This window comes from Paroceanicella profunda (assembly GCF_005887635.2).
GTDB lineage: Bacteria > Pseudomonadota > Alphaproteobacteria > Rhodobacterales > Rhodobacteraceae > Paroceanicella > Paroceanicella profunda.
Map to the genome: position 1 here is coordinate 3826272 of NZ_CP040818.1, position 25565 is coordinate 3851836.

At 71.9% G+C, this 25565-nt stretch carries 17 protein-coding genes; 7 read left to right on the forward strand and 10 right to left on the reverse strand.

All coding sequences use genetic code 11. The features are described 5' to 3' along the window. Window positions 1–147: 147 nt before the first annotated feature. From FDP22_RS17115 to FDP22_RS17150, 7 genes are all read right to left on the reverse strand, one after another. Entirely contained in the window at window positions 148–2220 is a 2073-nt protein-coding gene (locus tag FDP22_RS17115; RefSeq protein WP_138576011.1) for a dipeptide ABC transporter ATP-binding protein, read from the reverse strand. A gap of 151 nt (window positions 2221–2371) precedes the next feature. Then, window positions 2372–3556 carry an ABC transporter permease gene (locus FDP22_RS17120; RefSeq protein ID WP_138576010.1) on the reverse strand — a complete coding sequence of 395 codons (1185 nt, stop codon included), beginning with the start codon at window positions 3554–3556 and terminating at the stop codon, window positions 2372–2374. A 13-nt stretch (window positions 3557–3569) separates the two neighbouring features. Then, window positions 3570–4544, reverse strand: a complete 975-nt coding sequence (locus FDP22_RS17125; RefSeq protein ID WP_138576009.1) for an ABC transporter permease — start codon at window positions 4542–4544, stop codon at window positions 3570–3572. A 142-nt stretch (window positions 4545–4686) separates the two neighbouring features. Continuing rightward, complete coding sequence (locus tag FDP22_RS17130) at window positions 4687–6339, reverse strand: ABC transporter substrate-binding protein (RefSeq protein ID WP_138576008.1); 1653 nt, start codon at window positions 6337–6339, stop codon at window positions 4687–4689. A 1003-nt stretch (window positions 6340–7342) separates the two neighbouring features. Beyond that, on the reverse strand, window positions 7343–10660 hold the full coding sequence (locus FDP22_RS17140; RefSeq protein WP_143972272.1) for a hypothetical protein: 3318 nt from the start codon (window positions 10658–10660) through the stop codon (window positions 7343–7345). Further along, window positions 10653–12887, reverse strand: a complete 2235-nt coding sequence (locus FDP22_RS17145) for an MGH1-like glycoside hydrolase domain-containing protein (RefSeq protein WP_138576005.1) — start codon at window positions 12885–12887, stop codon at window positions 10653–10655. Before FDP22_RS17145 ends, FDP22_RS17140 begins: the two co-directional genes overlap by 8 nt. Before the next feature lie 768 nt (window positions 12888–13655). Beyond that, complete coding sequence (locus FDP22_RS17150; protein ID WP_138576004.1) at window positions 13656–14474, reverse strand: helix-turn-helix domain-containing protein; 819 nt, start codon at window positions 14472–14474, stop codon at window positions 13656–13658. Between the two features lie 119 nt (window positions 14475–14593). Between FDP22_RS17150 and FDP22_RS17155 the strand changes: the two genes are divergently transcribed. From FDP22_RS17155 to moaA, 7 genes are all read left to right on the forward strand, one after another. Next, window positions 14594–15913 (forward strand): NtaA/DmoA family FMN-dependent monooxygenase, encoded by a 1320-nt coding sequence (locus FDP22_RS17155; RefSeq protein ID WP_138576003.1) that lies wholly within the window; start codon window positions 14594–14596, stop codon window positions 15911–15913. A 236-nt stretch (window positions 15914–16149) separates the two neighbouring features. After that, complete coding sequence (locus tag FDP22_RS17160; RefSeq protein ID WP_138576002.1) at window positions 16150–17223, forward strand: ABC transporter substrate-binding protein; 1074 nt, start codon at window positions 16150–16152, stop codon at window positions 17221–17223. 16 nt (window positions 17224–17239) lie between these two features. Further along, window positions 17240–18106, forward strand: coding sequence for an ABC transporter permease (locus tag FDP22_RS17165; protein WP_138576001.1), 867 nt, complete (start codon window positions 17240–17242; stop codon window positions 18104–18106). Then, entirely contained in the window at window positions 18106–18894 is a 789-nt protein-coding gene (locus tag FDP22_RS17170) for an ABC transporter permease (RefSeq protein WP_138576000.1), read from the forward strand. Before FDP22_RS17165 ends, FDP22_RS17170 begins: the two co-directional genes overlap by 1 nt. Beyond that, window positions 18891–19940, forward strand: coding sequence for an ABC transporter ATP-binding protein (locus FDP22_RS17175; protein ID WP_138575999.1), 1050 nt, complete (start codon window positions 18891–18893; stop codon window positions 19938–19940). The genes FDP22_RS17170 and FDP22_RS17175 overlap by 4 nt, the downstream gene beginning before the upstream one ends. 352 nt (window positions 19941–20292) lie before the next feature. Then, window positions 20293–20898 carry a cysteine hydrolase family protein gene (locus FDP22_RS17180; RefSeq protein WP_138575998.1) on the forward strand — a complete coding sequence of 202 codons (606 nt, stop codon included), beginning with the start codon at window positions 20293–20295 and terminating at the stop codon, window positions 20896–20898. Between the two features lie 109 nt (window positions 20899–21007). Beyond that, a complete protein-coding gene (moaA, locus tag FDP22_RS17185) occupies window positions 21008–22015 on the forward strand; it encodes a GTP 3',8-cyclase MoaA (protein WP_138575997.1) in 1008 nt (335 codons plus the stop codon). A gap of 555 nt (window positions 22016–22570) precedes the next feature. On the opposite strand, the gene aidB is transcribed toward moaA, so the two are convergent. From aidB to FDP22_RS17200, 3 genes are all read right to left on the reverse strand, one after another. Beyond that, on the reverse strand, window positions 22571–23395 hold the full coding sequence (aidB, locus tag FDP22_RS17190; protein WP_138575996.1) for an AidB family quorum-quenching N-acyl homoserine lactonase: 825 nt from the start codon (window positions 23393–23395) through the stop codon (window positions 22571–22573). 139 nt (window positions 23396–23534) lie between these two features. Then, window positions 23535–24482: an alpha/beta hydrolase gene (locus FDP22_RS17195; protein ID WP_138575995.1), complete on the reverse strand. Its 948-nt coding sequence runs from the start codon at window positions 24480–24482 to the stop codon at window positions 23535–23537. Window positions 24483–24737: 255 nt separating this feature from the next. After that, the gene (locus FDP22_RS17200; RefSeq protein ID WP_138575994.1) at window positions 24738–25490 is read right to left on the reverse strand and encodes a GNAT family N-acetyltransferase; all 753 of its coding nucleotides are present in this window, start codon (window positions 25488–25490) and stop codon (window positions 24738–24740) included. Between the last annotated feature and the right edge of the window lie 75 nt (window positions 25491–25565).

The following is a 25565-nucleotide window of genomic DNA, read 5'->3' on the forward strand; positions in this document are numbered from 1 at the left end:
TGCCCACGGAGGCGTTGCCGGGGCGTTCGACAGCCAGCGAGGCCGGGTGGACGTGGCCGGGCCGGCAGTCCGCTCCGCCCTCTTCCTCCGGAACAGACCGGGGCGTGCAGCGCTCGTGGGGGAGACCGGGAGCCGGAGGGCCCGGGGTCAGGTCATCTGGATGACCGGCTCCATGCCGTCGAGCACCCGCTGCGCGAGGTGGCACTTCACGCCATGGCCGTGGCCGAGGTCGCGCAGCGGCGGCACTTCGGTCTCGCACAGGTCTCCCGGCACTTCGGCCTTGCGCGGACAGCGGGTCTGGAACGGGCAGCCGGAGGGCGGGTTCATCGCCGAGGGAATGTCGCCCTCCAGCACCACGTGCCGCTTGGTCACCCGCGTGTCGGCGATCGGCACGGCGGAGAGCAGCGCCTCCGTGTAGGGGTGGTAGGGCGGCGCGAACACCTCGTCGGTGGTGCCTATCTCCACCACGTGCCCGAGGTACATCACCATCACCCGGTCCGCGAGGTAGCGCACGATCGATAGGTCGTGGCTGATGAACAGCATGGTGGTGCGGTTGCGCCGCTGCAGCTCGGTGAGAAGCTCCGTCACCGCCGCCTGCACCGAGACGTCGAGGGCGGAGACCGGCTCGTCGGCCACCACCACCTTCGGCGTGCCGGCAAAGGCGCGGGCGATGCCGATGCGCTGCTTCTGCCCGCCGGAGAGCTGGCGCGGCATGCGCGCGGCGAAGGCGCGCGGCAGCTTGACCATGTCGAGCAGCTCCAGCATGCGCTCGCGCCGGGCGGCCGTGCTGTCGCCCACGCCGAAGAGCTCGAGCACCCGCATGATCTGGCTGCCCACGGAATGCGAGGGGTTGAGCGTGTCGAACGGGTTCTGGAACACCATCTGGATGCTGGAGACGGTGCCGCGCGCGCGCGCGTCCACCGCGATGTCCTGGATCTCCTCGCCGGCGAGGGTGATGCTGCCGGCGGTGGCGGTCTCCAGCCCCAGCAGCAGCTTGGCGAGGGTGGACTTGCCGCAGCCGCTCTCGCCCACGATGGCCAGTGTCTCGGCCTCGCGCGCCTCCAGGCTCACGCTCTCGTTCGCCTTCACCACCCGGGTCTCGCCGCTGCCGAAGGCGCTGCCGCTCACCTCGTAGTACTTGCGCAGCTCGCGCACGCTCAGCACCACGTCGCCGGGGGCCACCGGCTCGGTGTCCGCGCTCGCCACCGGGCCGGCCAGCCAGTCGATCTCCGCGTGGCGCAGGCAGCGCGTCTCGTGGCGGTCGTCGCCGGGCACGTCCTCCATCGCCACCGGTGCCGCATCGCAGCGCCCGGCCCGGAAATAGTCGCAGCGCGGGCCGAAGTTGCAGCCCGGCGGGCGCTCGTGCGGCAGCGGGAAATTCCCCGGGATGGCGACCAGCGGCCGGGCGTTCTTGTCCGCCCCCGGCAGCGGGATGGAGCGGAACAGGCCCTGCGTGTAGGGGTGGCGCATGCGGTCGAACACGTCCGCGATGGAGCCGCGCTCCACCGCCTCGCCGGAGTACATCACGCAGAGCCGGTCGCAGGTCTCCAGCATCAGCCCGAGGTTGTGGGAGATGAACAGCATCGAGGTGCCGAAACGCGCGCCGAGGTCCTTCACCAGGTCGACGATCCCCGCCTCCACCGTCACGTCCAGCGCGGTGGTGGGCTCGTCGAGGATCAGCAGCGCGGGCTTGGACATCAGCGCCATGGCGATGACGATGCGCTGCTGCTGGCCGCCGGAGAGCTGGTGCGGATAGGCCCTCAGGATGCGCTCTGCGTCCGGCAGGCGCACGGCCTCCACCACCTCCAGCGCCAGCGCCCGCGCCTCGGCCGCCGAGGCGCCCTGGTGGATCATCGGCACTTCCATGAGCTGCCGGCCGATCTTCATCGCCGGGTTCAGCGAGGCCATCGGCTCCTGGTAGATCATCGCGATCTCGTTGCCGCGGATGTGGCGCAGCTCGGAGGGGCTGAGGGAGGCGAGGTCGCGGCCCTTGAAGCGGATGGAGCCGCCGGTGATGCGGCCGTTGCGGCCCAGATCCTGCATCACGCCCAGCGCCACGGTGGACTTGCCGCAGCCGCTCTCCCCCACGAGGCCCAGCGCCTCGCCCGCGCGCACGGTGCAGGAGAAATCCATCACCGCCGGGATCTCGCCGCCCTGGGTGAAGAAGCTGATCGAGAGCTTGTCGATCTCGAGGATCGGGGTGTCGTCCGTGTCCGTCATCGCCTGTTCCTCCGTGAATTGCGCCCCGCGGCGGCCGGGCAGGCCCCGGCGTGACGGCCGGGGCACCGGGTCTCCCGCCTCACGCGCCCGCCCCGCGATCCGGCGTCCCGGGCCGGCCCCGGGACCTCCCGGCCGGGTGCCCGCGCCGCCATCAGTCCTTCAGCGACTGCTCGCGCAGCCCGTCCGCCAGCAGGTTGAGCCCCAGAACCAGGCTCATCAGCGCCACGGCGGGGGCGATGGCGGCATGGGGGTAGACCGAGAGCAGCCGGCGGCCCTCGTTGATGGTCATGCCCCAGGTGGGGCTCTCGGGGGAGATGCCGAGGCCGAAGAAGCCCAGCGTGCCGAACAGGATGGTGGTGTAGCCGATGCGCAGGCAGAAATCGACGATCAGCGGCCCGCGCGCGTTCGGCAGGATCTCCCAGAGCATGATGTACCAGGGCCCCTCCCCCCGGGTCTGGGCGGCGGAGACATAGTCGCGCGTCTTGATGTCCATGGTGAGGCCGCGCACGATGCGGAACACCGTGGGCGAGTTCACGAAGACCACCGAGACGAAGATGTTGAGCAGGAACGGGTCCATGTAGAGAACCCCCAGCGGGTCCGCGTTGAAGGCGAGGCCGAGATAGGCCCAGAGCCCGATCGCCAGCGCCACCGCCATGCGCGGGGCCAGCCGCGCCGGCTGGCGCCCGTACCGGGTGCGCAGCAGCATCAGCACGAAGGCGAGCGGGAACAGGAACAGCACGGCCGCCATCATCTGCGGCAGCGACAGGCCGATGCCGCCCAGGCTCACCATCGGCTCGCGCGCGATCTCCGGCGTCACCAGCAGGTAGAACAGCAGGATCACCGGGAAGGCGAGCACCATGTTGGCGAGGAAGCTCAGGAACGTGTCCAGCCGCCCGCCGAAATAGCCCGCCGGCAGGCCCAGCGTGATGCCGGCCATGAAGGCGATCAGCGTGGCCGCGGGCGCTATGATCAGCACCGATTGCGCGCCCCAGACCATGCGGCTGAACACGTCGCGCGCCAGGTTGTCGCCGCCCAGCAGGTAGGCGAGCCCGCCGCTGTCGGGCACCGGCGTGCCGGGCACCTTGTTCTTCAGCGCCGCGATCTGCTCCAGCGGCGCGAAGGGCGCGATCTCGGGCGCGAACAGCGCGGTGAGCGCCCAGAACAGCACCAGCGCGAGGCCGATGAGCCCGATGGGCGAGCTGAACAGCTTGCCGTAGAGCCCGAGGTGCCGGCGCGCCGCGACGGAGGCCGCGAAGATCGCCGCCAGCCCGGCCCAGACCGGCCAGAAGGCCGCCGCCATGCGCAGGAAGATCTCGCCCCAGGACAGTGGTTCCATGCTCGCCCCCCTCTCAGCGCACGCGGATGCGCGGGTTGAGCCACACGTAGCCGATGTCGGAGATGAGCTGGGTCACCAGCACCACCAGCACCGCGACGATGGAGCAGGAGAGCAGCAGCTCGATGTCGTTGTTCGAGGCGGCCTGCACCAGCGTCCAGCCGAAGCCCTTGTAATTGAACAGCGTCTCCACGATCACCACCCCGGTGAGCAGCCAGGGAAACTGCAGCATGATCACCGTGAAGGGCGCGATCAGCGCGTTGCGCAGCGCGTGGCGGATGACGATGTTGGCAAAGCTCACCCCCTTCAGCCGCGCGGTGCGGATGTATTGCGCCGTCATCACCTCGGCCATGGAAGCCCGGGTCATCCGCGCGATGTAGCCCATGCCGTAGAGCGCCATGGTGGCCACCGGCAGGGCGAAGTTCTCGAAGGTGATGTGTTCGGTGGCCGAGGTGGCCACCCCCTTCAGCAGCGTGCCCCGCTCGAGGAAGATCGGCGAGAGCCCGCCGCGAGAGGAGGCGAAGAGCACCACCAGGATCACCCCGGAGACATATTCCGGCGTGGCGGTGGAGGCGATGGAGAAGGTGGAGAGCGTGCGGTCCGTGCGCGAGCCCTCGCGCATGCCCGCCAGCACGCCGATGAGCAGCGCCGAGGGCACCATCACCACCATCACCCAGAACATCAGCCAGCCGGTGTAGGTGAGCCGCTCCGCGACGATCCCGGCCACGGGCTTGCGGAACACCGTGGAGGTGCCGAGGTCGCCCTGCGCCACAGCGGCCACCCATTCGCCGTAGCGCAGCACCATCGGACGGCGATAGCCGTGGCTCTCCAGCCAGGTCTCCACCTGCGCATCGGTCATGCGGGCGTTGGCCTGCTCCTTCGCGAGCTTCTTCAGGTTCGGGTCGAGATTGGTGAGCCAGAACACCACGAAGGTGAGGCACAGCGCCGTGATCAGCATCACGCCAAGGCGCTTGAGGACGAAGAGGAGCATGTGCCTCCTTCCGGCTGGAGGCCCGCCACGCGGGCCCCGGGCTCAGGCGGGCCCGGCAGGACACGCCCGCAGTCTCGGGTCGGGGCCCGGCCCTGGCCGGCCGGGAGAGAGGGGGCGGCGCGCCGCCCCCCGCGGCGGGGCGTCAGCTCTCGATGGACCACAGGTCGTGGTGATGCTCGAAGGTCGGGTGCATCTCCGCGCCCTTCACGTAGTCCCGGTAATGGCGGTAGAGCGAGCGCCAGTAGGGCTGGATGATCACCCCGTCCTCCTGCAGCATGGTCTCGAGGTCCTTCATCACCGCGCTGCGCTTCTCCGCGTCGGCGATGGAGAGCGCCTCGTCCAGCCGCGCGTCGAAGGCGGGGTTGGCGTAGGCGGCCTCGTTCCAGGTGCCGGTGCTGGTGTAGGCCAGCGACAGCACCTGCACGCCGAGCGGGCGCATGTTCCACTCCGTGGCCGAGAACGGGTATTTCGTCCAGTCGTTCCAGAAGGTGGCGCCGGGCAGCACGGTGCGCTTCACGGTCATGCCCGCCTCGCGCATCTGCGCGGCGATGGTGTCGCAGGTGGCGCGCTGCCAGTCATCGTCGATGGAGATGAGCTCGAACTCGAAATCGCTCATCCCGGCCTCGGCGAGCAGCGCCTTCGCCCCCTCGATGTCGCGCTCCTTCTTCGGCAGCGGGTAATACTCCGGGTGCATGGGGCCGACATGGTGGTTCTCGGCCGGCTGGCCCAGCCCGGCATAGCCCAGGTCGAGCACGGTCTGGTTGCTGATCGCCATCTGCATGGCGCGGCGCACCTTCACGTCCGAATAGGGCGCCTTGCCATCGACCATCGCCGCCTGGTTGGGCCGCACGCAGAGCGTGGCCGCGGTGGCGACCTCCGACATCTCCAGCCCCAGGCTGGAGAAGATGTCCACGAACTCGCCGGTGGACTGGTAGACCATGTCGATCTCATCGGCCTCGATGGCCGCCACGAAGGCGGAGGGGTCCGAGCCCAGGTCGACATATTCGATCCGGTCCAGCCCCACGTCGCCGCCCCACCAGTCCCCGCGCTTGGTGAGCACGGCGCCCACGCCCACGTCCACGCTCTCGATCATGAACGGGCCGGTGCCGATCGGGTTCGCGGTGAGGTCCGCGCCGGTGTCGTCGAAGGAGGGGTGGACGATCAGGCAGGGGTATTCCGCGAAGTTCGGGATCAGCGCGATGTCGGGCTTGGCGAGCTTCACGTGCAGGGTGTAGTCGTCGCGCTTCTCCAGCGCGCCCTCGGCGAGCTGGCCGGTGGCAGGGTCGATCATGTTTACCAGGCGGGTGGCCATGGAATTGCCTTCCACGGAACTGTCGCACCAGCGGGTGAGGTTGTAGATCACGTCATCGGCGGAGAACGCGTCGCCGTTCGACCATGTCACCCCCTGGCGGACGTGCAGCGTGTATTGCGTGGCGTCGTCGGAGACCTCCCAGCTTTCCAGCAGCCAGGGCTCGAAGGTGAATTCCCGGGTGTAGCGCACCAGCGTCTCGCACAGGCCGCGCGCCACGTTGGACATCTGCGACCAGTCGAAGATGCGCGGGTCCGCGACGCGCTTGATCTCCATCTGCACGCGCAGGGTGCCGCCGCTGCCCTGGGCCGCCGCGGGCGCCGGCGCGACGAGCCCGGCCAGCCCGTAGGCGCCCGCGCTGGTCACGCCCAGCGCCGTGGCCATGGCGAGGAACTCGCGCCGGTCCATGCGCCCGTCGCGCACCTCGCGGGCATACATCGGCACGGCCGGGTGCAGCGGTTTCCCGTTGATCGTATCGTCAGACATCGTCGTCCTCCTGGTCTGTCTTGCCTGGGGCACCCGGGGGGGCACATTCTGGAGGGCCCGGGGCGCGCTGCCCGGCCTGGGGATCAGGTTGCCCGACATCCCCGGAAATCCAGAGACTTCCGGCACTTCGGTCTCGATTGCTGTTGGCGCAAGATAAGCACAGGTCGGGCTGCGGATGAACCCTGTTCCGTCGAGGATGGGCGGAATCCCACCAGTTTCCGCCCCCGGCGGCGGCGCATTGCGCGCCTTTCGCGACATCGTCGCGCCGAAGGCGCGCGGCACCCCTCGCAGCCGGCCCGCGCATCGGCCTGCGGCACCTGCCCCCACACCGCCCGACGCGCCCCCTCGCGGTCGCACATGGCCACTCAGGGGTGCGCTCATCTCCCACAGCGGTACCCCACCCCGATCGCGGGCGGCGGGCCCCATCGCCGCGCTGAACGCACAGCTACAGCTACAGCTACAGCCACAGCCACAGCCACAGCCACAGCCACAGCCACAGCCACAGCCACAGCCACAGCCACAGCCACAGCCACAGCCACAGCCACAGCCACAGCCACAGCCACAGCCACAGCCACAGCCACGCGAGGCGTGCTCTCATCGCTGCGCGGGCGATGCAAGCATCTCCGTGGGGGGCACGCTCCTGCCGCCACGGGGAATGCGCCGTCATCGCCTCACGGGAGGGTCTCCCGTCACCTGGCGGACGGCACCGATGCCGCCTCGCGGAACAAGCTCCCGTCTCCGCAGAGACAGCTCCGTCGCCGCTTCACGGACCGGGCCCGTCTCCAGGCAGACAGCGCCGTTGCCGCCTCGCGGAGTGGCTTTCCTCACCGGTTCGACAGCGTGGTTGCCGCCTCACGGAACGGACCCCGTCTCCAGCTGGGCAGCGCAGCCGCCATCTTGCGGGACGGGCTTTCGTCGCCGAGTGGAGGGCGCCGCTGACGTCTCGCGGGCCGGGCCACCGCACCCGCGGGGCAGGCGTCCTGCAGCCGCGCGCGCCGTGGCCTCAGATGGCGTGCAGTTCCAGCAGGGGCGGCTGGCACAGGCCGCTCGCTTCGGGCCCCTCCGGCTGCCAGGGCGCGCCGGCGTAGAAGCGGTTCGCCCCGGTGTTGCGCAGCGCCAGCTCCAGCCAGCCGCGGCCCGGCGGCAGGGGGAAGCGCGCGTCTCCCGCAATGTGGCGGCCCAGGTCCTGCCCGGCGAAACGCGCCGTGCCGCTGTGGCGGAAGCCCGGCAGGGATAGTTCCCAGCGCCGCCCCGGGCCCGGCGCCGGCAGGTCCAGCCACAGCCGGTAGAGCCCGGTTCCCGACACGTCCGGCCAGCCCTGCCGCTCCCATCCCTCCCGCACCGACACCGGGTGAAACGCCTGCGCTCCGGCAAGTGCCAGGGTCCAGCCGGCGTCCAGCACCCGTGTCTCGAGGATGCGGCTGCGCCCGGGGGCCGTGGGCGGGCCGTCCGCCGCCTGCTCCGCGCCGGGCATGCCATCCGGGTCCAGCCGCAGGCAGACACAGGCCTGCGGCGGCAGATGCAGGTCCAGCCGACCGGACACCCGGCGACTCGGGCCGACGCCGCCGTCCCGCGCGGTCCAGGCACGCAGCACCCAGCGCCCCGCCGGCAGGGCCACCTGCACGTCCCGCGCGGATCCGCTGTCGTTGAACAGGGCGAGCTTCCAGCCCTCCCCGTCGCGCAGCACGCAATTGGCGAGCGCGCCGGGGTGCAGCCGCGCGAGCGCCGCGAGATCCTGCGCACGCGCCGCGATGTCCCTCGGCCCGTCCATCCGTGCAATGGCGGCGCGACAGGCGCGCAGCAGCGCCTCCGGAGCCTGCGTGTCGCCCATCGGGGGCGCGGGCATTTCCCTCGTCGCGGTTTCAGGTACGCCGGTCGGCGCAGGCACGGGCCTGTCGGCAGGTGCAGGCCCGGATGTCCCGCCGGGAGTTGGGGCGGCCGGACCACCCGGTGCGGCCGTGCTGCGGTCGATCGAAGCGGCCGCCGGCGTGGTGGTCCTCGAAGAGACCGGGCGGACAACCGACAGCGTGGCCATGCTCTCAGGATCGGCCACGGACCTGCCGGCCGCGGCAGGCGCTGGCGCATCGCCCGCAAGCGGCGTGGCAGCATCACCCGAAACAGGTGGTATCGCATCACCCCGTTCGGGTGAGAGCGCATCGCCTGGTGCGAGCGGGGCCGCGTCACCCGGTGTGCACGGGGCCTCATCGCACCGTGCGGGCGAGGCCACACTGCCCTGCACGGTCGGAGCCGCATCTCCCGGTATGGTCGGGGCCATATCTTCTGGCGGGGTCGGGCTTCCGTCTCCCGGCGGGGCCGGAGCCGCATCACCCGGCGCGGGCCGGGCAACGTCTCCCGGCGCGGACGGTGCCGCAACGTCCGGCGCGGGCCGGGCAACGTCTCCCGGCGCGAGCGGTGCCGCAACATCCGGTGCGGGCGGGAAGGCAGGGTCCGGTGCGGACAGGTCGGCGGGTGCGGGGTCCAGCATCCCGGCCGGCAGGGGGCCGGAGCCGGTGACCACGCCTCCGGCCGCCCGGAAGCGGGCGATGAGCGCGGCCTCCTGCGGCCCGGCCAGCATCTCCACGCCCGGCAGCACCAGGGCGCGGAACCGGCCGGCGGGGGTGACCAGCGTGTCGCCCTCGACATGCGCCGCCGCGAGCGCCCGGTGGTCGATCACCTGCCAGCCCGCGCCGGCGCGGTCCAGCGCCTCCGCCCAGCGCCCGAAGGCGGCGCAGCAGGCCGGCTCGGCGGCCCCGGCGGCCCGCAGGGTCCAGAGCGGATAGAGCAGCGCCACAGGGCGCTCCGGCCTGCCCTCCTCCAGGAAGGCCGAGACGCGGGCGCATTCGGCCAGCAGGTCCGGCGCGTCCTCCCACCAGGGCTGCAGGTTGAAACCGGGGGGAAAGTCGAACCGCGGGTTCAGGAAGGGCGTGGGGTCATCGGCGCGCCCGGCATCGAGCCAGAGCGCGTGCAGCACCACCCGGCGCGCGCCGGACAGCAGGTGGCGCAGCATCTGCGCGCGCAGGTCCTCCGCCGTCAGCCCCCAATGCCCGGCCCCGCCGGGGATCCCGGTCATCCGCCCGGTGGAATACTGCTCCACGCTGCAGCGCGCCCGGCCCGAGGCGCGCGCCACGGAATCGCCCATCCGTGCCGAGAGCTGCGGGGCATAGTCGGCCGCATCCACCGTGGTGGTGTCGCGAAAGGCGTCGATGCCGAAATGGTCCAGCCCCGGCATGGTGCGCGGGTCGAAGCCGCCCAGCCCGTCGCGCAGCCCGTAGCCGCCGACATGGCACAGCAGCTCATGCCCGGAGAAGGCCACGCCCCGCGCCGCCCACCAGCGCGACAGCGTGCCGAAGAACGCCTCGTGCAGCCGCGTGCCGTAGATCTCCCAGGCCCGGGCGCGCAGGCGCCGGGTGTCCGGCCCCGCTGCACCGGTGAGGGCGAGGAGCACCGTGCCCAGCGGCGCGAGGGCCTCCAACGCGTGGCCGAGGCGGGCGTCCCACAGCAGCGCATTCCCGGCGGCCCCGGCCTGGCCCTCCCAGGTGTAGAACCCGGCATGGGGATGGTCGAAGAAACTCGCCTCCGCCCGCCCGCCCGCCGCCGCCAGCATCGGGGCGCAGACCTCCTCGGCAAAGCGCTCCGCCGCCTCGGGCATCGCGTAGTTGATCAGCCGGGAGCGCGCGCCGCGCGCCGCGAGGAACACGGTCACCTGCTGGCCCGCCAGCGCCCCGGCGGCGTCGCAGACCGTCACCTCCGCCCCCTGCGGCCCGGTGGAGGCAAGGCGGGCCCGCGCCGTCACGTCACGGATCTGCGCGGGCGATCCGGGGGCGGCGGGATGGGCGACGGCGCGCACGATCTCCCATTCGTCCCAGGCCGGGCCGCCGGCCTCGCAGAGCCAGTCCTGCCCGGCGGGGCCGAGGAAGTCGAGGAACGGAAACCGGATGCCCTCCACCGCCAGCCGCCCGCCCGCCAGCGCCGAGCACCAGAACAGCAGCCGCTCGCGCAGGTGCTCCGCGCCGGCCACGGTGCGCCCGCCGCCGTGGCCGGAGATCCAGTTGTACTCGTCATAGATCTCCACGCCGAGCCCATGGGCGCGGGCCCGCCGGCAAGCGTGAGCGAAGGCCTCGCGCCACGGGGCGGACATCCAGTCCGCCCGGTCCAGCGCGAGGCGGCCCTGCACGAGCACGGAGCCGATGCCGGCGCGGGCCATGTCGGCGAGCGCGGCGTCGATCTCCGCGTGCCCAGGCACCCGGTGCCAGAACCAGAAGGCCGCAGTGCGGAACCGCGCCTCCGGGCTCCGGAACCAGTCCGGCGCGCGCTCAGGCATCGGGTGCGTAGCACAGCTCCAGCCGCGCGCCCTCCCCCGCACCGGCGAGCGCCACGCCCAGCGCCGCGCCCGGCAGCGGCGCCAGCGCCTGCCCGTCCAGCCGGGCGGCGATCAGCGCCGCGCGCGGCACGCCGGGCAGGGAGAGTTCGGCCGCGCCCCCCCTCGTGTCCGCGAAGAGGCGGCAGCGGAACAGCCCGGGCGCGATGGCGATATCGCTCAGCCGGCCGCGAAAGCCGGTCTCCACCAGCACCTCCCCGCCCCGGGCGAGGCGCAGGATGCCGGCGCTGCTGGTGAGCGTCACACGGCCGGCCGGGCTGGTCACCGGGCCGAGGTGCAGCGCCTCCCCGTCATGGGCGATCTCCCAGCCCGTCCAGGGGCTCATGTCCATCACCTGCCCCACCGCCATCAGGGGCAGCATCGCGGCCCAGGTGTAGAAGGTGTCGGTGTCCGGCGCGTCGCGCACGGCGCCGGTTTCGGCATTGTAATTCTCCCCGGCGTCCCGCGCGTCCCGCCAGTTGCGCGCGAAGAGCTCCCAGCTCATTTCGGCGAGGGCGCCCGCCTCCGCGTGCAGCCCGTAGCGGCGCAGGCCCTGCCAGACCATGTAGTTCACGTTCGGCCAGATCCGGCCGCGCCAGTAGACATTGTCCGCATAGGCGGGCTCGGAGCGGCTGGCGTTGGGCAGGCCGAAGCGGCCGGCGAACAGCTCCCGGTCGGCGAGACGGGCGCAGAGTTCCGCGGCCTGTTCCGCGTCCGCCGCGCCGCAGAGCAGCGGGTAGAAGCTGGTGGGCGAAAGGCTGCGCACGAAGCCGCCGCCGCGCTGGCGGTTGGCGAAGATGCGGCGCTCCGGGTCCCACAGCCGGGTGCGGATCTGCGTGCGGGTGTCCTGCGCGAGGGCGTCGAGCGCGGTGGCGTGCGCGGTCTCTCCCAGGTGGCGCGCAAGGCGGGCGAGCATCTCCGCATCCAGCGCGAGGGCGCAGTTCAACCCGAGGTCCAGGGTGGAGAGCGTGCGGCTCACCGGGTCGTAGACCGCCTCGTCATGGGTGGCGGAATTGTCCATTCCGGTCTCGTTGCGCGCGCCGAAATGCGTGCCCTTGTAGAGGCTCGCGCCCACGTCCGAAGTGCCGCAGGACACGAGGCCGGAGCCGTCCGGGTCCCGCATCCGCCGCCACCACATGTGGTTGGCCAGCAGCGCCGGGAAGGCCTCGGCGAGCAGGCCCGGCCCCGCCGCGCCGCGCAGGTGCATCAGCCACAGCATGAAGCTTGCGGTGGGGGTCTGCGTGCGGTCCACCCAGGCATCGCGGGAGGTGACAATGGTGGCGAAGTTCCCCTGGGGCGTGGCGGAGGCGAGGGCAGCCTCGAAATTCTCCCGCGCGAGGGCGGGGTCGAACAGCCCGCTCATCAGCGCGGCATAGGTCTGGTCGTTGAACCAGACGGCGAAGTCTCCCAGCGGCCAGAGCCGGCTCACGCTGGTGTAGGGGCGCCGGTTCATCGGGTCCCAGACGGTGTTCCAGCCGATCACGTCCCCGATCGCCTCCAGCGCTCCGTCGAAGCGGCCCTGCTGGTGCGGCCGCGGCGCCGGCGCCCGGTCGGCTTCCGCCAGCCGGGCCCGGGCCGCGGCGATGGCGAGGGCGCGGTCGTCGGCCACGGCGGCGGCCAGCGCCCCGCCGGGCATCATCTCGAGATTGAAGCGCAGGGCGAGGGTGCGGCCGCGCTGCCCCCGGCTGCCGATGTGCCAGTAGCCATGCGTCTCGAAATCCGCGGCGAGGGCCTCCGGGCTCTCATGCACGCTCACCTCCACCGGCGCCTCGCGGCACACCACCGCCACGTGGCGGCTGCCCAGGGTGAGAACGGCCGCGCCCTCCGCCACGTCCCACTCCGCCTCCGTCCCATCCTCCGCCGAGAGGCAGTAGCTGAGCCAGAAGCGTTGCCCCCATTCGGCCAGCGCCCCGCGCTGCCAGTGCCCCAGCACAGACCAGGGCGCGGTCTTGCGCCAGCCCAGCGCCAGCTCGCTGCCGCCGTGGCGCGCGGTGCAGGCGATCTCCGCTCCGTCCGGGGTGTGGGCATCGAAGCGCAGCGCGGCGGCGGGCAGCAGGCTCGCCTTGCCCTCGCGCGCCGAGAACACCACCGGGGTGAGGCGCACACCCAGCGGCAGGAACACCATTTCGGCCGGGCGCGGCGACCAGGTGTTCCAGGCGCGGGAGAGCGGGATGGTGGGGTCACGGAGCATGGCGGAGACCTGCCTCAGAAGCTTCGGGTCGGGGTCGGATCACGGCGAGGGCCTCGCGGCCCGGACAGGCGGAGTATCTGTTCGTACACGAACATTGCACCGGCAGGGCGCAGGGCGCAACACCGGCACGACAGCAGGATCCGGGAGGCCGCCCGCACTCGCCCACCGGGAACGCCGGTCTCATGGCCCGCCGTTCGTACCAAGGCACCGCCGGCGCGGCCCTGCTCCGGCACGACAACAGGAACCGGAAGGCCTGTTGCGCTCCGGCCCCGCGCCCTGCCCCCGGGGATGCCGGTTCCACAGCCCGTCGTCCGTGCCCCGGCACAGCCGGCGAAGCCCTGCTCCGGCACGGTTGCAGGACCCGGCTGGCCTCCCCCGCCCCGCCCCTCCGGGCTGCCGGCCTCACGGCCCGCCGTCCACGCCCGGGCACCGCAAGCGTCGCCCTGCTCCGGCACGGCAGCCCCCGGCCTCCCTTCCGGTGGACCAGGCGGCTCCGGCACGGCCGCGTGTCACGGGAGACGCCCGGTCCGACGGTGCCGGCAATGGCACCGCGGGGCGGCCGGGCCATCCGGTCGAGGCGCTGCTTCGGGCTTGGGAACAGTCCGGGCCCTGCGCACCTGCCCCGGGCGTGTCCGTCCGGCCATCGGCCTGCGGGACCGAGTGTCCGTCCGGAGATCTGCCTGCGGGACATGACGGGCCTCGCCTCCCCGGCGCTGCGAGCGGCCGGCCCGGGGGGATCGGCGGGTATCCTCGCCCACGGGACACCTCTCAGGCGCTGCGGGCGGGGGCCAGCACGATGGCGGGATAGACCGCGCGGCGCACCGTTTCATCTGTCAGGTCCAGGCCGTGCCGGTCGCGCAGCAGGTCCAGCCGGTAGCGCAGGGTGGAGGGGTGGATGCCCAGCGTGGCGGCGGAACGGCGGATGCGGCCGCCCTGCTCGACGAAGACCAGCGCCGTTTGCGCCAGCCGCCGCGTCCGGTCATCGGGCGCGGCGCAGAGCCGGTCCAGCGCCTCGGCATAGTGCGGCGGGCAGAGCGCGCGCAGCCCGGCGGCGGAGGCGGCCGCCTCTCCCCCGGCCTGCGCCCCGGCAATGGCGTCGGCGCGGGCCTCGGCGTTGAGCGCCGCGGCGAAGATCGCGGCCCCGGCCAGCAGCGCCGCGCGTTCCGCAGCCTCCGGCAGGTGGGCGGGCGGCGCGTGCAGCGAGAGCACCCGCGGCAGCGCCCCGGGCAGCGGCAGCAGGGCCACGGCCCGGTAGCGCTGCACCTCGGCATCGATGCGGTAGAGCAGCCAGCCTTCATGCGCGCGGATGTCCTCGACGAACAGCGGAACCCCGGTCTCGAACACCTCCCGCGAGGGGCTCCCGGACAGGGGCCAGCGCGTCGGCAACCCGTCGAACAGCGGCCCGCCCGCGCCGTGGCAGCCCTCCAGGCGCACCAGCCCGGCAGCGGCATCGATGGCAAGCACCCCGGAGGAGGTCCAGGGCGCGTGCATCCGCGCGAGCGCCTCAAGCCCGGCCGGCATCACGCGGCGGCCCGCTCCGGCCTCCGCGTCGAGGAGGGTCGCGAGAGCGGCGAGAGTTCGGATCATGTCGGCTTTTCCTGCATTCCGGCGGAAACACCGCGGGAGAATTCAGCACTTGCGGAGGATGTAACAGGCCGCGCGCAAGCGCAATATGTGTCGATTCCCACCGAGCGGAGACCGGCCCCATGTCCCTACCCCTGTCCAGGAAGATGCATCTCGTCGCCTATCTGAAGACCGGCCCCACCGCGCTGCACCCCGGCGGCTGGCGCCACCCGGAGGCGCGGCTCGACGATATCCTCGAGCCCGCGCGCTACGAGCACATCGCCCGGGTGCTGGAGGATGCCTGCTTCGACGGCTGCTTCTTCGCCGACCTGCAGGGCCTCTACGACATCCACAAGGGCGGCTTCGAGACCTATGTGCAGCAGGGCGGGCAGATCTCGTTCCTCGACCCGATGACGGTGCTGCCGATCATGGCGCGCGCCACCAGCCGGCTGGGCCTGGGCGCCACGCTCTCGACAACCCTGCTCAACCCCTACCACATCGCCCGCTCCCTCCTCTCGCTCGACGTGCTGAGCAAGGGGCGCGTGGCGTGGAACGTGGTCACCTCCGCCACCGAGCTGGAGGCGCAGAACTACGGGCTGGAGGCGCTGCCGCCGAAGGACACCCGCTACGACCACGCCGACGAGGTGGTCGAGGCCTGCCTGAAGCTGTGGAAGAGCTGGGACCCGGACGCCTTCGTGCTCGACAAGGCGCGCGGCATCTTCGCCGACCCCTCCAGGGTGCATTACGCCAATTACGCCGGCCGGACGGTGCGCACCCGCGGACCGCTCTCCATTCCGCAGAGCGCGCAAGGACACCCGGTGCTGATGCAGGCCGGCGCCTCCGACCGGGGCCGGGAATTCGCCGCCCGCTGGGCCGAGGTGATCTTCGCCGCCCAGCGCGGCATCGCCGACATGACCGCCTTCCGCGCGGACATCCATGCCCGCATGGCCCGCTACGGCCGCGCCCCCGGCGACACCGCCATCCTGGTGCAGACGACCTGCATCGTGGGCGAGACCGACGCCATCGCGCAGGAGAAGGCCGAGTTCGTGAACGCGCTCATCGAGGACGAGCTCGCCCTCGCCTCCACCTCCAGTTCCGTGGGCGTGGACATGAGCCGCTACCGCGAGGGCGAGGCGCTGGAAAAGCTCATGGGCAACCAGGGCATGGCCGGCTCGCTGCAGCTTGTCGAGCAGGCGCAGCGCGACGAGAAGATCAGCGTGACGGAGGCGGCGAAACGCCGGCAGCCGAACCTCATCGTCGGCGCGCCCGCCACCGTGGCCGACCGGATGGAGGAGATGTTCCGCGCCGGGGCCTGCGACGGGTTCGTGCTCACCCCGGTCACCCACCCGTCCAGCCACGAGGCCTTCGCGCGCTCCGTGGTGCCCGAACTGCAGCGTCGCGGCCTGATGCGCACGCACTACCGCACCAGCACGCTTCGCGAGCACCTGCGCGACGCCGGCTGAGCCCCGCGCCCGGGCGCCGCGCATCGCGGCCGGGCGCGATCGCTGCCGCCGGGCCCTGGCCCGCGCGGGCAAGGCCCCGGGGGTATCGGCGCGCCCCCGGGGCCGCTTTTTTGTTTGCAGACAAACGAACGGGATTGACCTTTGCCCTTCGAGGCCGAAAAATCTCTCACCACAAGGCACCGTGAGCGGTAAGACTTCCCGGGCCCGCCAGATGGCACCAACATGGAGATGTGACGATGACGAAGCTGCCGGTGGCCCGAGCCGCCAGACCCCTTCTTGCACCCTGCGCCGCACTCGCCCTCACCGCCGGCTTCGCCCAGGCCGACGAGATCCGCGTGCTGAACTGGCAGGGCTACGGCACCGACGAGGCCTGGGCGCTGGACGCCTTCGCCGCGAAGACCGGCCACACCGTGGTGCACGAGTATTTCAACTCCGAGCAGGAGATGCTCACCAAGCTGCGCACCAACCCCGGCGCCTATGACGTGGTGCTGATCAACACCGCCTACACCGGGCAGGCCGCGCGCGAGGGCCTGATCCAGAAGCTCGACTACGCCGACTTCCCCCATGCCTCCGGCATCCCCGACGCGATGAAGGAGACCGCGGCGCTCTACGAGGGCGGCGCGCTCTACGGCATTCCCTGGGTCTGGGGCGTCACCTCCATCGCCTACAACACCGAGGTGCTGCCGGAGGCGCCGCAGAGCATCGAGCTGCTCTGGTCGCCGGATTTCGCCGGCCGGGTGGGCTGGCGCGACGACGCGGTGGAATCGGTGCAGATGGCGGCGATCTCGCTGGGCCAGGACATCAACAACCCCACGAACTGGGAGGCGATCGAGGCCAAGCTGAAGGCGCTGAAGCCGCAGATCCGCACGTTCTGGAGCTCGGAGAACGAGTGGAACCAGTATTTCTCCTCCGGCGAGTTCGACATCTCGGTCTACTGGTCCGGCTCCGCGGCCCGCTCGGCGAACAACTTCGGCCTGCCGGTGGGCTTCGCCATTCCGAAGGAGGGCGCGATCGGCTGGCTCGACGGGCTCTCCCTCGCCGCCGACGCCCCGCACCCCGAGGCGGCGAAGGCCTTCATCGACTACATGATCGACCCGGAGTTCTACGTGAAGTGGGACACGGACGTGGGCGCCCCGGTCTCGGCCAATGCCGAGGCGGTCGCGGCCCTGCCCGACAAGGCCTTCAACAAGGTGCTGGCGAGTGACGAGGGCGTGGCCGCGCGCCTGAAGTTCCTCGGCCCCATCGACGACGACGTGCGCGAGCACATGCTGCAGGTCTGGCAGGCGACCAAGACCGAGTTCCAGAACTGATCGGATGAGCGCCCGCATGACCAGCCCCGCCAGGGGGGCGCCCGGTCAGGCGGGCGCCATCCTCGCCCTCACCGGCCCGGCCTACCTGTGGCTCGCCGTGGCCATCCTGCTGCCGCTCTCGGCGATGTTCTACTTCTCCTTCCTCTCCGAGGCCCCGATGGCGGGCAAGACGGCGGAATGGACCCTGGCCAACTACCGCGCCTTCCTGGAGCAGGACTTCTACCGCACGCTGATGCTGCGCTCGCTGCGGCTGGGCGCGGAGGTGGTGTTCTGGTGCTTCGTGCTGGGCTTTCCCTGCGCGCTGGTGCTGGCGAAATCCATCAGGGGCCGGGCGCGCGAGGCGCTGTTCCTGCTGGTGATCCTGCCGTTCTGGTCCAACGCGCTGGTGCGCATCTTCTCCTGGACGATGATGCTGCGCGGCAACGGCATCCTGGAGAAGGCCATCGACATGGTCTTCCCCGGGGCCGGCCACCTCAACCTGATGTTCACCTACGAGGCCGTGGTGATCGGGCTGGTGCACTCCTACCTGCCCTACATGATCCTCACCTGCTACATCTCGCTGCAGGCGATCGAGGACGACCTGCTGGAGGCCGCGCGCTCCATGGGGGCCTCGCGGCTCACCATCCTGCGCCGCATCCTGCTGCCGCTCGCCCTGCCCGGCATCCTGGCCGGGGTGGTGCTGATCTTCGTGCCGGTCATCGGCTCGTTCATGGAGCCGCGCATCCTGGGCGGGCGCAACGGCACCTTCATCGGCACGGTGATCGAGGACCAGTTCACCGCGGTGTTCAACTGGCCGCTGGGGGCGGCGCTGTCGTTCATCATGCTGGGCTGCGTGGGCGTGGTCTTCGCCGTCTCGCGGCTGGCGCTGGGGAGGAGAGGCTGATGCGGATGCTGTCGCTCGGCGGCGCGGGGCGGGTCTATCTCGCGCTGGTGCTGCTGTTTCTCTACTGCCCCATCGTGGTGATGGCGGTGATGTCGTTCAACGAGAGCCAGTTCTACACCCTGCCGGTGAAATGGTCGGCGAAGTGGTACGTGGCGCTGGCGGGCAACGAGCGCATCCTCTCCGCGGCTGCGAATTCTGTGGGCATCGCGGTGCTCACCACCCTCATCGCCTCCGTGCTGGGCACGGCCGCTGCGCTCGCCTTCTTCCGCTACCGGTTTCGCGGGCGCGAGGCGCTGCAGCTGCTGCTGTTCCCGCCCATCGCCATTCCGTGGCTGATCACCGGCACGGCCATGCTGCTGTTCTTCTTCTGGATCGGCATCGGCCGCGGGCTGCACGCCATCCTGCTCGGCCATGTGGCGCTGGCGCTGCCTTACGTGATCATCGTCACCTCCGCGCGGCTGAAGGCTTACGACCCGGACCTGGAGCTGGCCGCCCGCTCCATGGGCGCACCGCCCTGGATGGTGTTTCGCCGCGTCACCCTGCCCTTCCTCGCGCCGGGCTTCCTGGCCGCCGCGCTGTTCGCCTTCGCGGTGTCCTTCGACCAGTTCGTGATTTCCTACTTCCTCACCGTGCCGGGCACCTCGACCCTGCCGGTGGAGATCTACACCGCCATCCGCAAGGGCTTCACGCCCGAGATCAACGCCATCTCGACCATCGTCATCGGCTTCTCGATGGCGCTGCTGCTGGGGGTGGCGCGCTTCTACAAGTTCGGGGGAGAGCGCAAATGACCGTCATTTCCGTGCAGCGCGTCACCAAGACCTTCGGCGGCCACGACGCGCTGACCGACCTGTCGGTCACCTTCGACGACGGCGGCTTCTACGCTCTGCTGGGCCCCTCCGGCTCCGGCAAGACCACGCTGCTGCGCCTGATCGCGGGGTTCGAGTTTCCCGACGCGGGCCGCATCCTGTTCAACGGCGACCCGGTGGAGATGCTGCCGGCGGAGAAGCGCGACGTGGGCATGATGTTCCAGTCCTACGCGCTGTTCCCGAACATGAGCGTGTTCGACAACGTGGCCTTCGGGCTCAGCGTGCGCAAGGTGCCGGCGGCGGAGATCCGCACCCGGGTGGGCGAGGCGCTGGAGCTGGTGCGCCTCACCGGCTACGACAGGCGCAAGCCCTCGGAGCTGTCCGGCGGCCAGCGCCAGCGGGTGGCCCTGGCCCGCGCCATCGTGTTCCGCCCCCGGGTGCTGCTGCTCGACGAGCCGCTCTCCGCGCTCGACAAGGCGCTGCGGCTGGGCATGCAGGTGGAGCTGCGCCGCATCCAGCGCGACGTGGGCATCACCACGCTCTTCGTCACCCATGACCAGGAGGAGGCGCTCACGCTGGCCGACCGCGTGGGCGTGCTGCGCGACGGGCGGCTGGTGCAGGAAGGCCCGCCCCGGCAGCTCTACGAACGCCCGGCCACCGCCTTCACCGCCACCTTCCTCGGCGACGCGAACCTGTTGCGCGGCCCGACCACCGCCGGTGTCCTCACCCTTGCCGACGGCACCAGCCTCGTCCCGGACAGCCCGGCCTCCGGCGCGGAGGCGATCTGCGCCGTGCGCCCGGAGCGGATCGACCTGCTCGCCCCGGGAGAGGACGCCGCCGGGCGCAACGTGATCACCGGCACGGTGAGCGAGGTGATCTTCGCCGGCAACGCGCTGCACTATCTGGTGGACTGGCAGGGCCAGAGCCTGAAGGTCACCAGCCCGAACCGCGGCACCCAGGCCGCCGCGCCGGGCGAGAGCGTGCGCCTCGGCTTCGCCCGGCGCGACACGGTCCTGGTCGCCCCGTGAGCGCGCGCCTTCTCCGGTCCCGGACCATGCGTCGGCGCCGGTCCCGCGCGTCCCTGTCCCTGACCCCTTCCGGCGCGTCCCGGCCCCTGTCCCGCGCGTCAATCTCCCTGAGCCCCTCCGGCGCGGCCCGGCTCAGGTCTCACGGGCCGCTGAGCCTGTGTGGTTCCGGCACGGCCCGGCCCCGCCAACACGGGCCCCTGTGCCTCTCCCATGCCTGCGCGTCCCGGCTCCGGCCCCACGGGCCCCTGCGTCTCTCCCGTTCCGGCGCCTCCCGGCTCCGTCTCCACGGACCTCTGCACCTCTCCTGCGCCCGCACGCCCCTGCGCCGTGCCGGCACGGCCCGGGCGAGGCCATGAGCGGCCTGCGCTTCGGGCCGCCGGGGCCGAACCCGCTGATGATCTGCATCGACATGCAGCGGCTGTTCCTGGAGCCGGGGCCCTGGCACACCCCCGCCGGGCACGACATCCTGCCGACCTGCGTGGCGCTGGCCCGGGCCCGCCCGGAGGCGAGCCTGTTCACCCGGTTCCTGCCTGCCCGGAGCGCGGAGACCGCCTCCGGCAGCTGGGCCCGCTACTACCGCCACTGGGAGGCGGTGACCCTGGAGCGGACCGGCCCGGAGACGGTGGATCTCGTCGCCCCGCTCCTCGGCCTCGCCGCGCCGGAGCGGGTGTTCGACAAGACCACCTACGACGCCTTCGACGCCGCCCCCTTTGCACGGGCCATCGCCGCCGCCACCCCGTCCGCGCTGGTGTTCACCGGAATCGAGACGGATGTCTGCGTGCTGGCCTCCGTGCTCTCGGCGGTGGACCTCGGCTATCGCTGCCTGCTGGTGACCGACGCCGTGGCCGGCTCCGACCCGCAGGCCCATTCCGCCTGCCTGGCCCATGTCTACCCGCGCTTCGACCAGCAGGTGGAGATGCTCACCACCGCGGAGCTGATGCCGCACTGGGCCGGGTGAGCGCAGCGCCCGCGCTTGCACCCCTCGCCCTGCATCACTAGGTTCGGGTGCCAGCCGTCCCGAATGTACGGGAGGGCGCAGCTTGCCCGGGTCCGGGCCGGAGGACGAGATGACCGCACCCCAGCTCACCGACCCGTTCGCGCGCGAGATCAGCTACCTGCGCGTCTCCGTGACGGACCGTTGCGACTTCCGCTGCGCCTATTGCATGGCCGAGCACATGAGCTTCCTGCCCAAGAAGGAGCTGCTCTCGCTGGAGGAGCTGGACCGGCTCTGCACGCAATTCGTCGAACTGGGCGTGCGCAAGCTGCGCATCACCGGGGGCGAGCCGCTGGTGCGCCGGGGCATCATGGGCTTCTTCAACGCCATGGGCCGGCATCTGGAGAGCGGCGCGCTGGAAGAGCTCACCCTCACCACCAACGGCAGCCAGCTCCGCCGCCACGCGGCCGATCTCTTCGCCGCCGGCGTGCGCCGGGTGAATGTCTCGCTCGACACGCTGGATGAGGCGAAATTCGCCGAGATCACCCGCTGGGGCCGCCTCGCGCAGGTGCTCGACGGCATCGACGCCGCGCAGGAGGCGGGGCTGAAGATCAAGATCAACGCCGTGGCCCTGAAGGGCTTCAACGACGTCGAGGTTCACCGGATGGTGGAGTGGTGCGGCGCGCGCGGCTTCGACCTCACCTTCATCGAGGTGATGCCGATGGGCGAGATGGACGCGGACCGGCTGGACCAGTACTGGCCGCTCGACGCGGTGCGCGCCGAGCTCGCCACCCGCTGGCGCCTCTCCGAAAGCGCCCACCGCACCGGCGGCCCCGCCCGCTACATGCGGGTGGAGGAGACCGGCGGGCGCATCGGCTTCATCACCCCGCTCACGCATAATTTCTGCGAGAGCTGCAACCGCGTGCGCCTCACCTGCACCGGGCAGCTCTACATGTGCCTGGGCCAGGACGACGACGCGGACCTGCGCGCCGTGCTGCGCGCCAACCCCACGGACAATGCAGCGCTGGAGGCCGCCATCCGCGAGGCGATCTCGCGCAAGCCGAAGGGCCATGATTTCGACTATTCCCGCCGCGAAGTGCGCGGCGAGGTCTCGCGCCACATGTCGGTGACCGGCGGCTGATCCCGGCCAGGCCGGGACGCCAGCGGCCCGGTGCGTGCCGGCCGGTCGCGCCCGGCGTACCGCCGCTGCGACGCCGACGCTGACTGCCGGTGACCGGAAGCTGAACCGGGGTGAGGCACCGGTGGCCGGGTGAGTCTCTGCCGGCTGGGTCCGGAGCGTAGCAGGTCCCGCTGCGGCACCCGCGTTGGATGGCGATGACCGGCGACTGAACCGAGGTGAGCGCCGACGGCAGGATGCGTGTCTGCCGGCCGGGTCCGGCTCGAAGCGGGTCCTGCTGCGGCACCCGCGCTGAATGGCAATGACCGGCGACTGAACCGAAGTGGGCGCCGACGGCCAGGTGCGTGTCTGCCAGCCGGGTCCTGCGCAGAGCGGCCCCGCTGCAGTGCCGACGCTGGTTGTCGATGGTCAGCAAGTGAACCGGACCCGGGCGCGAACGCCCCGGTGCGCGTCAGCCGCCCAGGTCCGGGGCGTGTAGCCGGTCGCGCTGTGACGCCTGCGCTGAATGGCGGTGGCCGGCGGCTGACCCCGGGGCGGGGCGCCGGTGGCGGGCAGGTGTCAGCCCACGGGGTCCAGCGCGTAACCGGTTCCGCTGCGGCGCACGCGCTGAAAGCCGGTCACGTGCCCGCCGGTGACACGCTCACCGCTTGAGGCGAGTGCCGCGAGGGTCTGCCGGCGCGTCTCCACCGCCTGGGCGGCGTCACTGTCATATTCCAGCCCGACCTGCGGGTCCGCGAGCTGCAGCCCGGGCAGGTGCGCCAGGTCTCCCCAGACCAGCAGCGCCTGCGCGCCCGTCCCGAGGCGGTAGCCCGAATGCCCCGGCGTATGGCCCGGCAGGGCCACCAGTTCGACGCCCGGCAGAACCGGCCCCGGCGCCGCCCCCTCCACCCGGCCCGGATAGGCCGCCAGCACCCGCGCGGCGACGTCGAACCCGCCGCGGCGTGTCTCCGGCGTGGCGGCGCGGTGCTCCGGGCTGGTGAAGAAGGTGAGGTCTGCCTCCGGCGCCGTCACCCGCGCATTGGGGAAATAGGCCGCCCCCTGCTCCAGCAGGCCCAGGGCGTGGTCGCCGTGGAAATGGGTGAGCAGCACCCGGTCGATGCTGCCGGGCGTCAGGCCCAGGGCCTGAAGCGCCGGGCGCAGGAGGCCGTAGCCGCCGCCCCAGCCGGTGCCGGCCCCGGTGTCGATCAGCATCGTCTCGCCGCCGCCCCGCACCAGGAAACAGTGCACCGGAATGCGGAAGCTGGGGGTGCCCAGCGCCGCGATGGCCGCCGCCCGGGCCGCCTCCCCCTGCGGGTGCACCAGCACCTTGGCCGGGGCCTCGAACGTGCCGTCGAAGAGGGAAGTGACGGTGAAATCGCCCGCCTGTGCGGTGGTGTCGGCCATGGTCTGCCCTGTCTGCCTCCGGCGCCGGAGGATGCGGCCCGGGCGGGGCCAAGGGCCCCTCTCCTGTCTCTCCGGCCGCCGCACCCCGCGCGCGACGGCCCTCGTCATGCCCGGCGCGCGCTGGCATCCGCGCGGCCGGTCACACGCAGCCGTTGATGAACTCGATCTGCCGGGCGCGGAAGGCGCGGGCGATGTCGATGTCGAAGGCATCGAAGGCATGCACCCCACCGGGGTAGACCGCGAGCGCGGTGTCGATGCCCGCCCCGGCCCAGCGGGCGGAAAGCTGCAGCGTGTCGTCCAGCAGCGGGTCGGACGTGCCGACCTGGAACAGCGCCGGCGGCATGCCGGAAAGCCCGGCCAGCAGCGGCGAGGCCACGGGGTCGGAGCGCACCGCCACCTCCGGCATCACGTTGTCGATGAACCAGGCCACCGTGGGCGTGGAGAGCACCAGCTTGCGCGGCCCCCACAGCGCCATCGACGCGGTCATCCGCATGTCGAAGCAGCCGTAGTTGAACACCGCCCCGGACACCCGCGCCATGCGCCCCGCGTCGCGCAGCGCCACCAGCAGCGCGGCGGAGAGATGCCCGCCGGCCGATTCGCCGCCGATCACCACCGGCAGGTCCGGCCACTGGCCCCGCACCCAGTCGAAGGCCGCCAGGCAATCGTCCAGTTGCGCCGGCCACACGTGCTCCGGCGCCAGCCGATATTTCACCGACACCACCGTGAGCCCGGTTCCGGCCGCGATCGCCTGGTTCGGCAGGTCGAAATGCTCCGGGCTGCCGAGGGTCCAGCCCCCGCCGTGGATGTGCAGGAAGATGCCGCGCGGCTGGGGCGCCGGGCTGATGCGGACGCGGTTGCCGTTCGGCAGCTCCGTCCAGTCGGACCCGGGCAGCGGGCCGCGGATCGGGAAGATCCCCCGCCCCTCCTCCCGGGCCTTGCGGGTGACCTCCACGGGCACCTCGTGCGTGGCGGGCAGGTCGGCGAGTGTCGCCTCCAGCTCCGCGTTGAACCGCGCGGTCTCCTCCGAGACGGCGGCGGCATCGAAAAGCGCCGGGTCGAGCACCGGCTTCATGTCATGTGTGCGCATGAGTCGGATGCTAGTGCGGCGCGCGGCCCGTGCAAGGGCGGTGATCGCGGGCGGCCCATGTCGGCACCGCTCCGGCGTGGACCCGGCCGACAGCCGCCGCGCCGCCCTCTGGTCCCGGGCGCCCGTGCCGGCCGGGAATGCCCCGCCTCCCGGCCGTGGCACCCACCCGGTGGTCCGGGCTCCAGCCGGCCCCGGCCGGAGGCGCCGGCCTTCAGCCTCCGCGCCCCCCGGCACGGGCGCCGCGGCCCGTGCCCCTCAGGCGTCGCGGGTGCGCAGCAGGCGGGCGCGTGCCTTGGGAACCGAGCGCACTTCCACGCCGGTGAACACGTGCAAGGTGTTGAGATCCTTGTCGATCACCGCATGGTCCGACACCCAGCCCCCCATCACCAGATAGGTGCGGAGCAGCGGCGGCATGCGCTTCATCGCCAACTTCAGGTCCGGCTTGCGCAGCCCCAGGCGCGCGGCGAAGCGGAAGACGCGGGGCGCCTTCACCCGCGGCAGCCAGCGCTTGGGCGCGAGGTGCCGCTCGGCCAGCAGGGCGAAGGCGTCGTGGTATTCCTCCGCCTCGGTGCCGTGGAAACTGGAACAGCCGAACAGCAGCTCGACGCCGTTCTCCTCGACGAAGCCGGTCACCGCACCCCAGGCCACCCGCAGGATGTCCGGGTGCTGGACCGCCGGGTCCACGCAGAATCGCCCCATCTCCACCATCGGGCCGGTGTAGCTCTTCAGCGCCTCGAGGTCGTAATATTGTGCGGAGTAGGAGCGGCCGATTTCCGAGCCGTCACGCAGCGGCAGGATGCGGAAGCAGCACACGAGGCGCCCGTCGCGCGTGTCCTCCACCAGCACGTGGCGGCACACCCGGTCGAAATCGTCGGCGTCCAGCCCGGTCTCGCCCTCCGGGCCGGGGGCGGCGCGGAAACTGCGGTAACGCAATCGCTGCGCGGCCAGGATATCGGCCGCGTTCTCGGCAAAACGCGCGGCATACCTGGGCTTGCGGAAACCGGTCATGGCTGGTCCTCCTGTCCTGCACCGGCGATCCTGCACGAAGCTGGTGTCACAAGCGTGACTATTGCATTTTCGCGC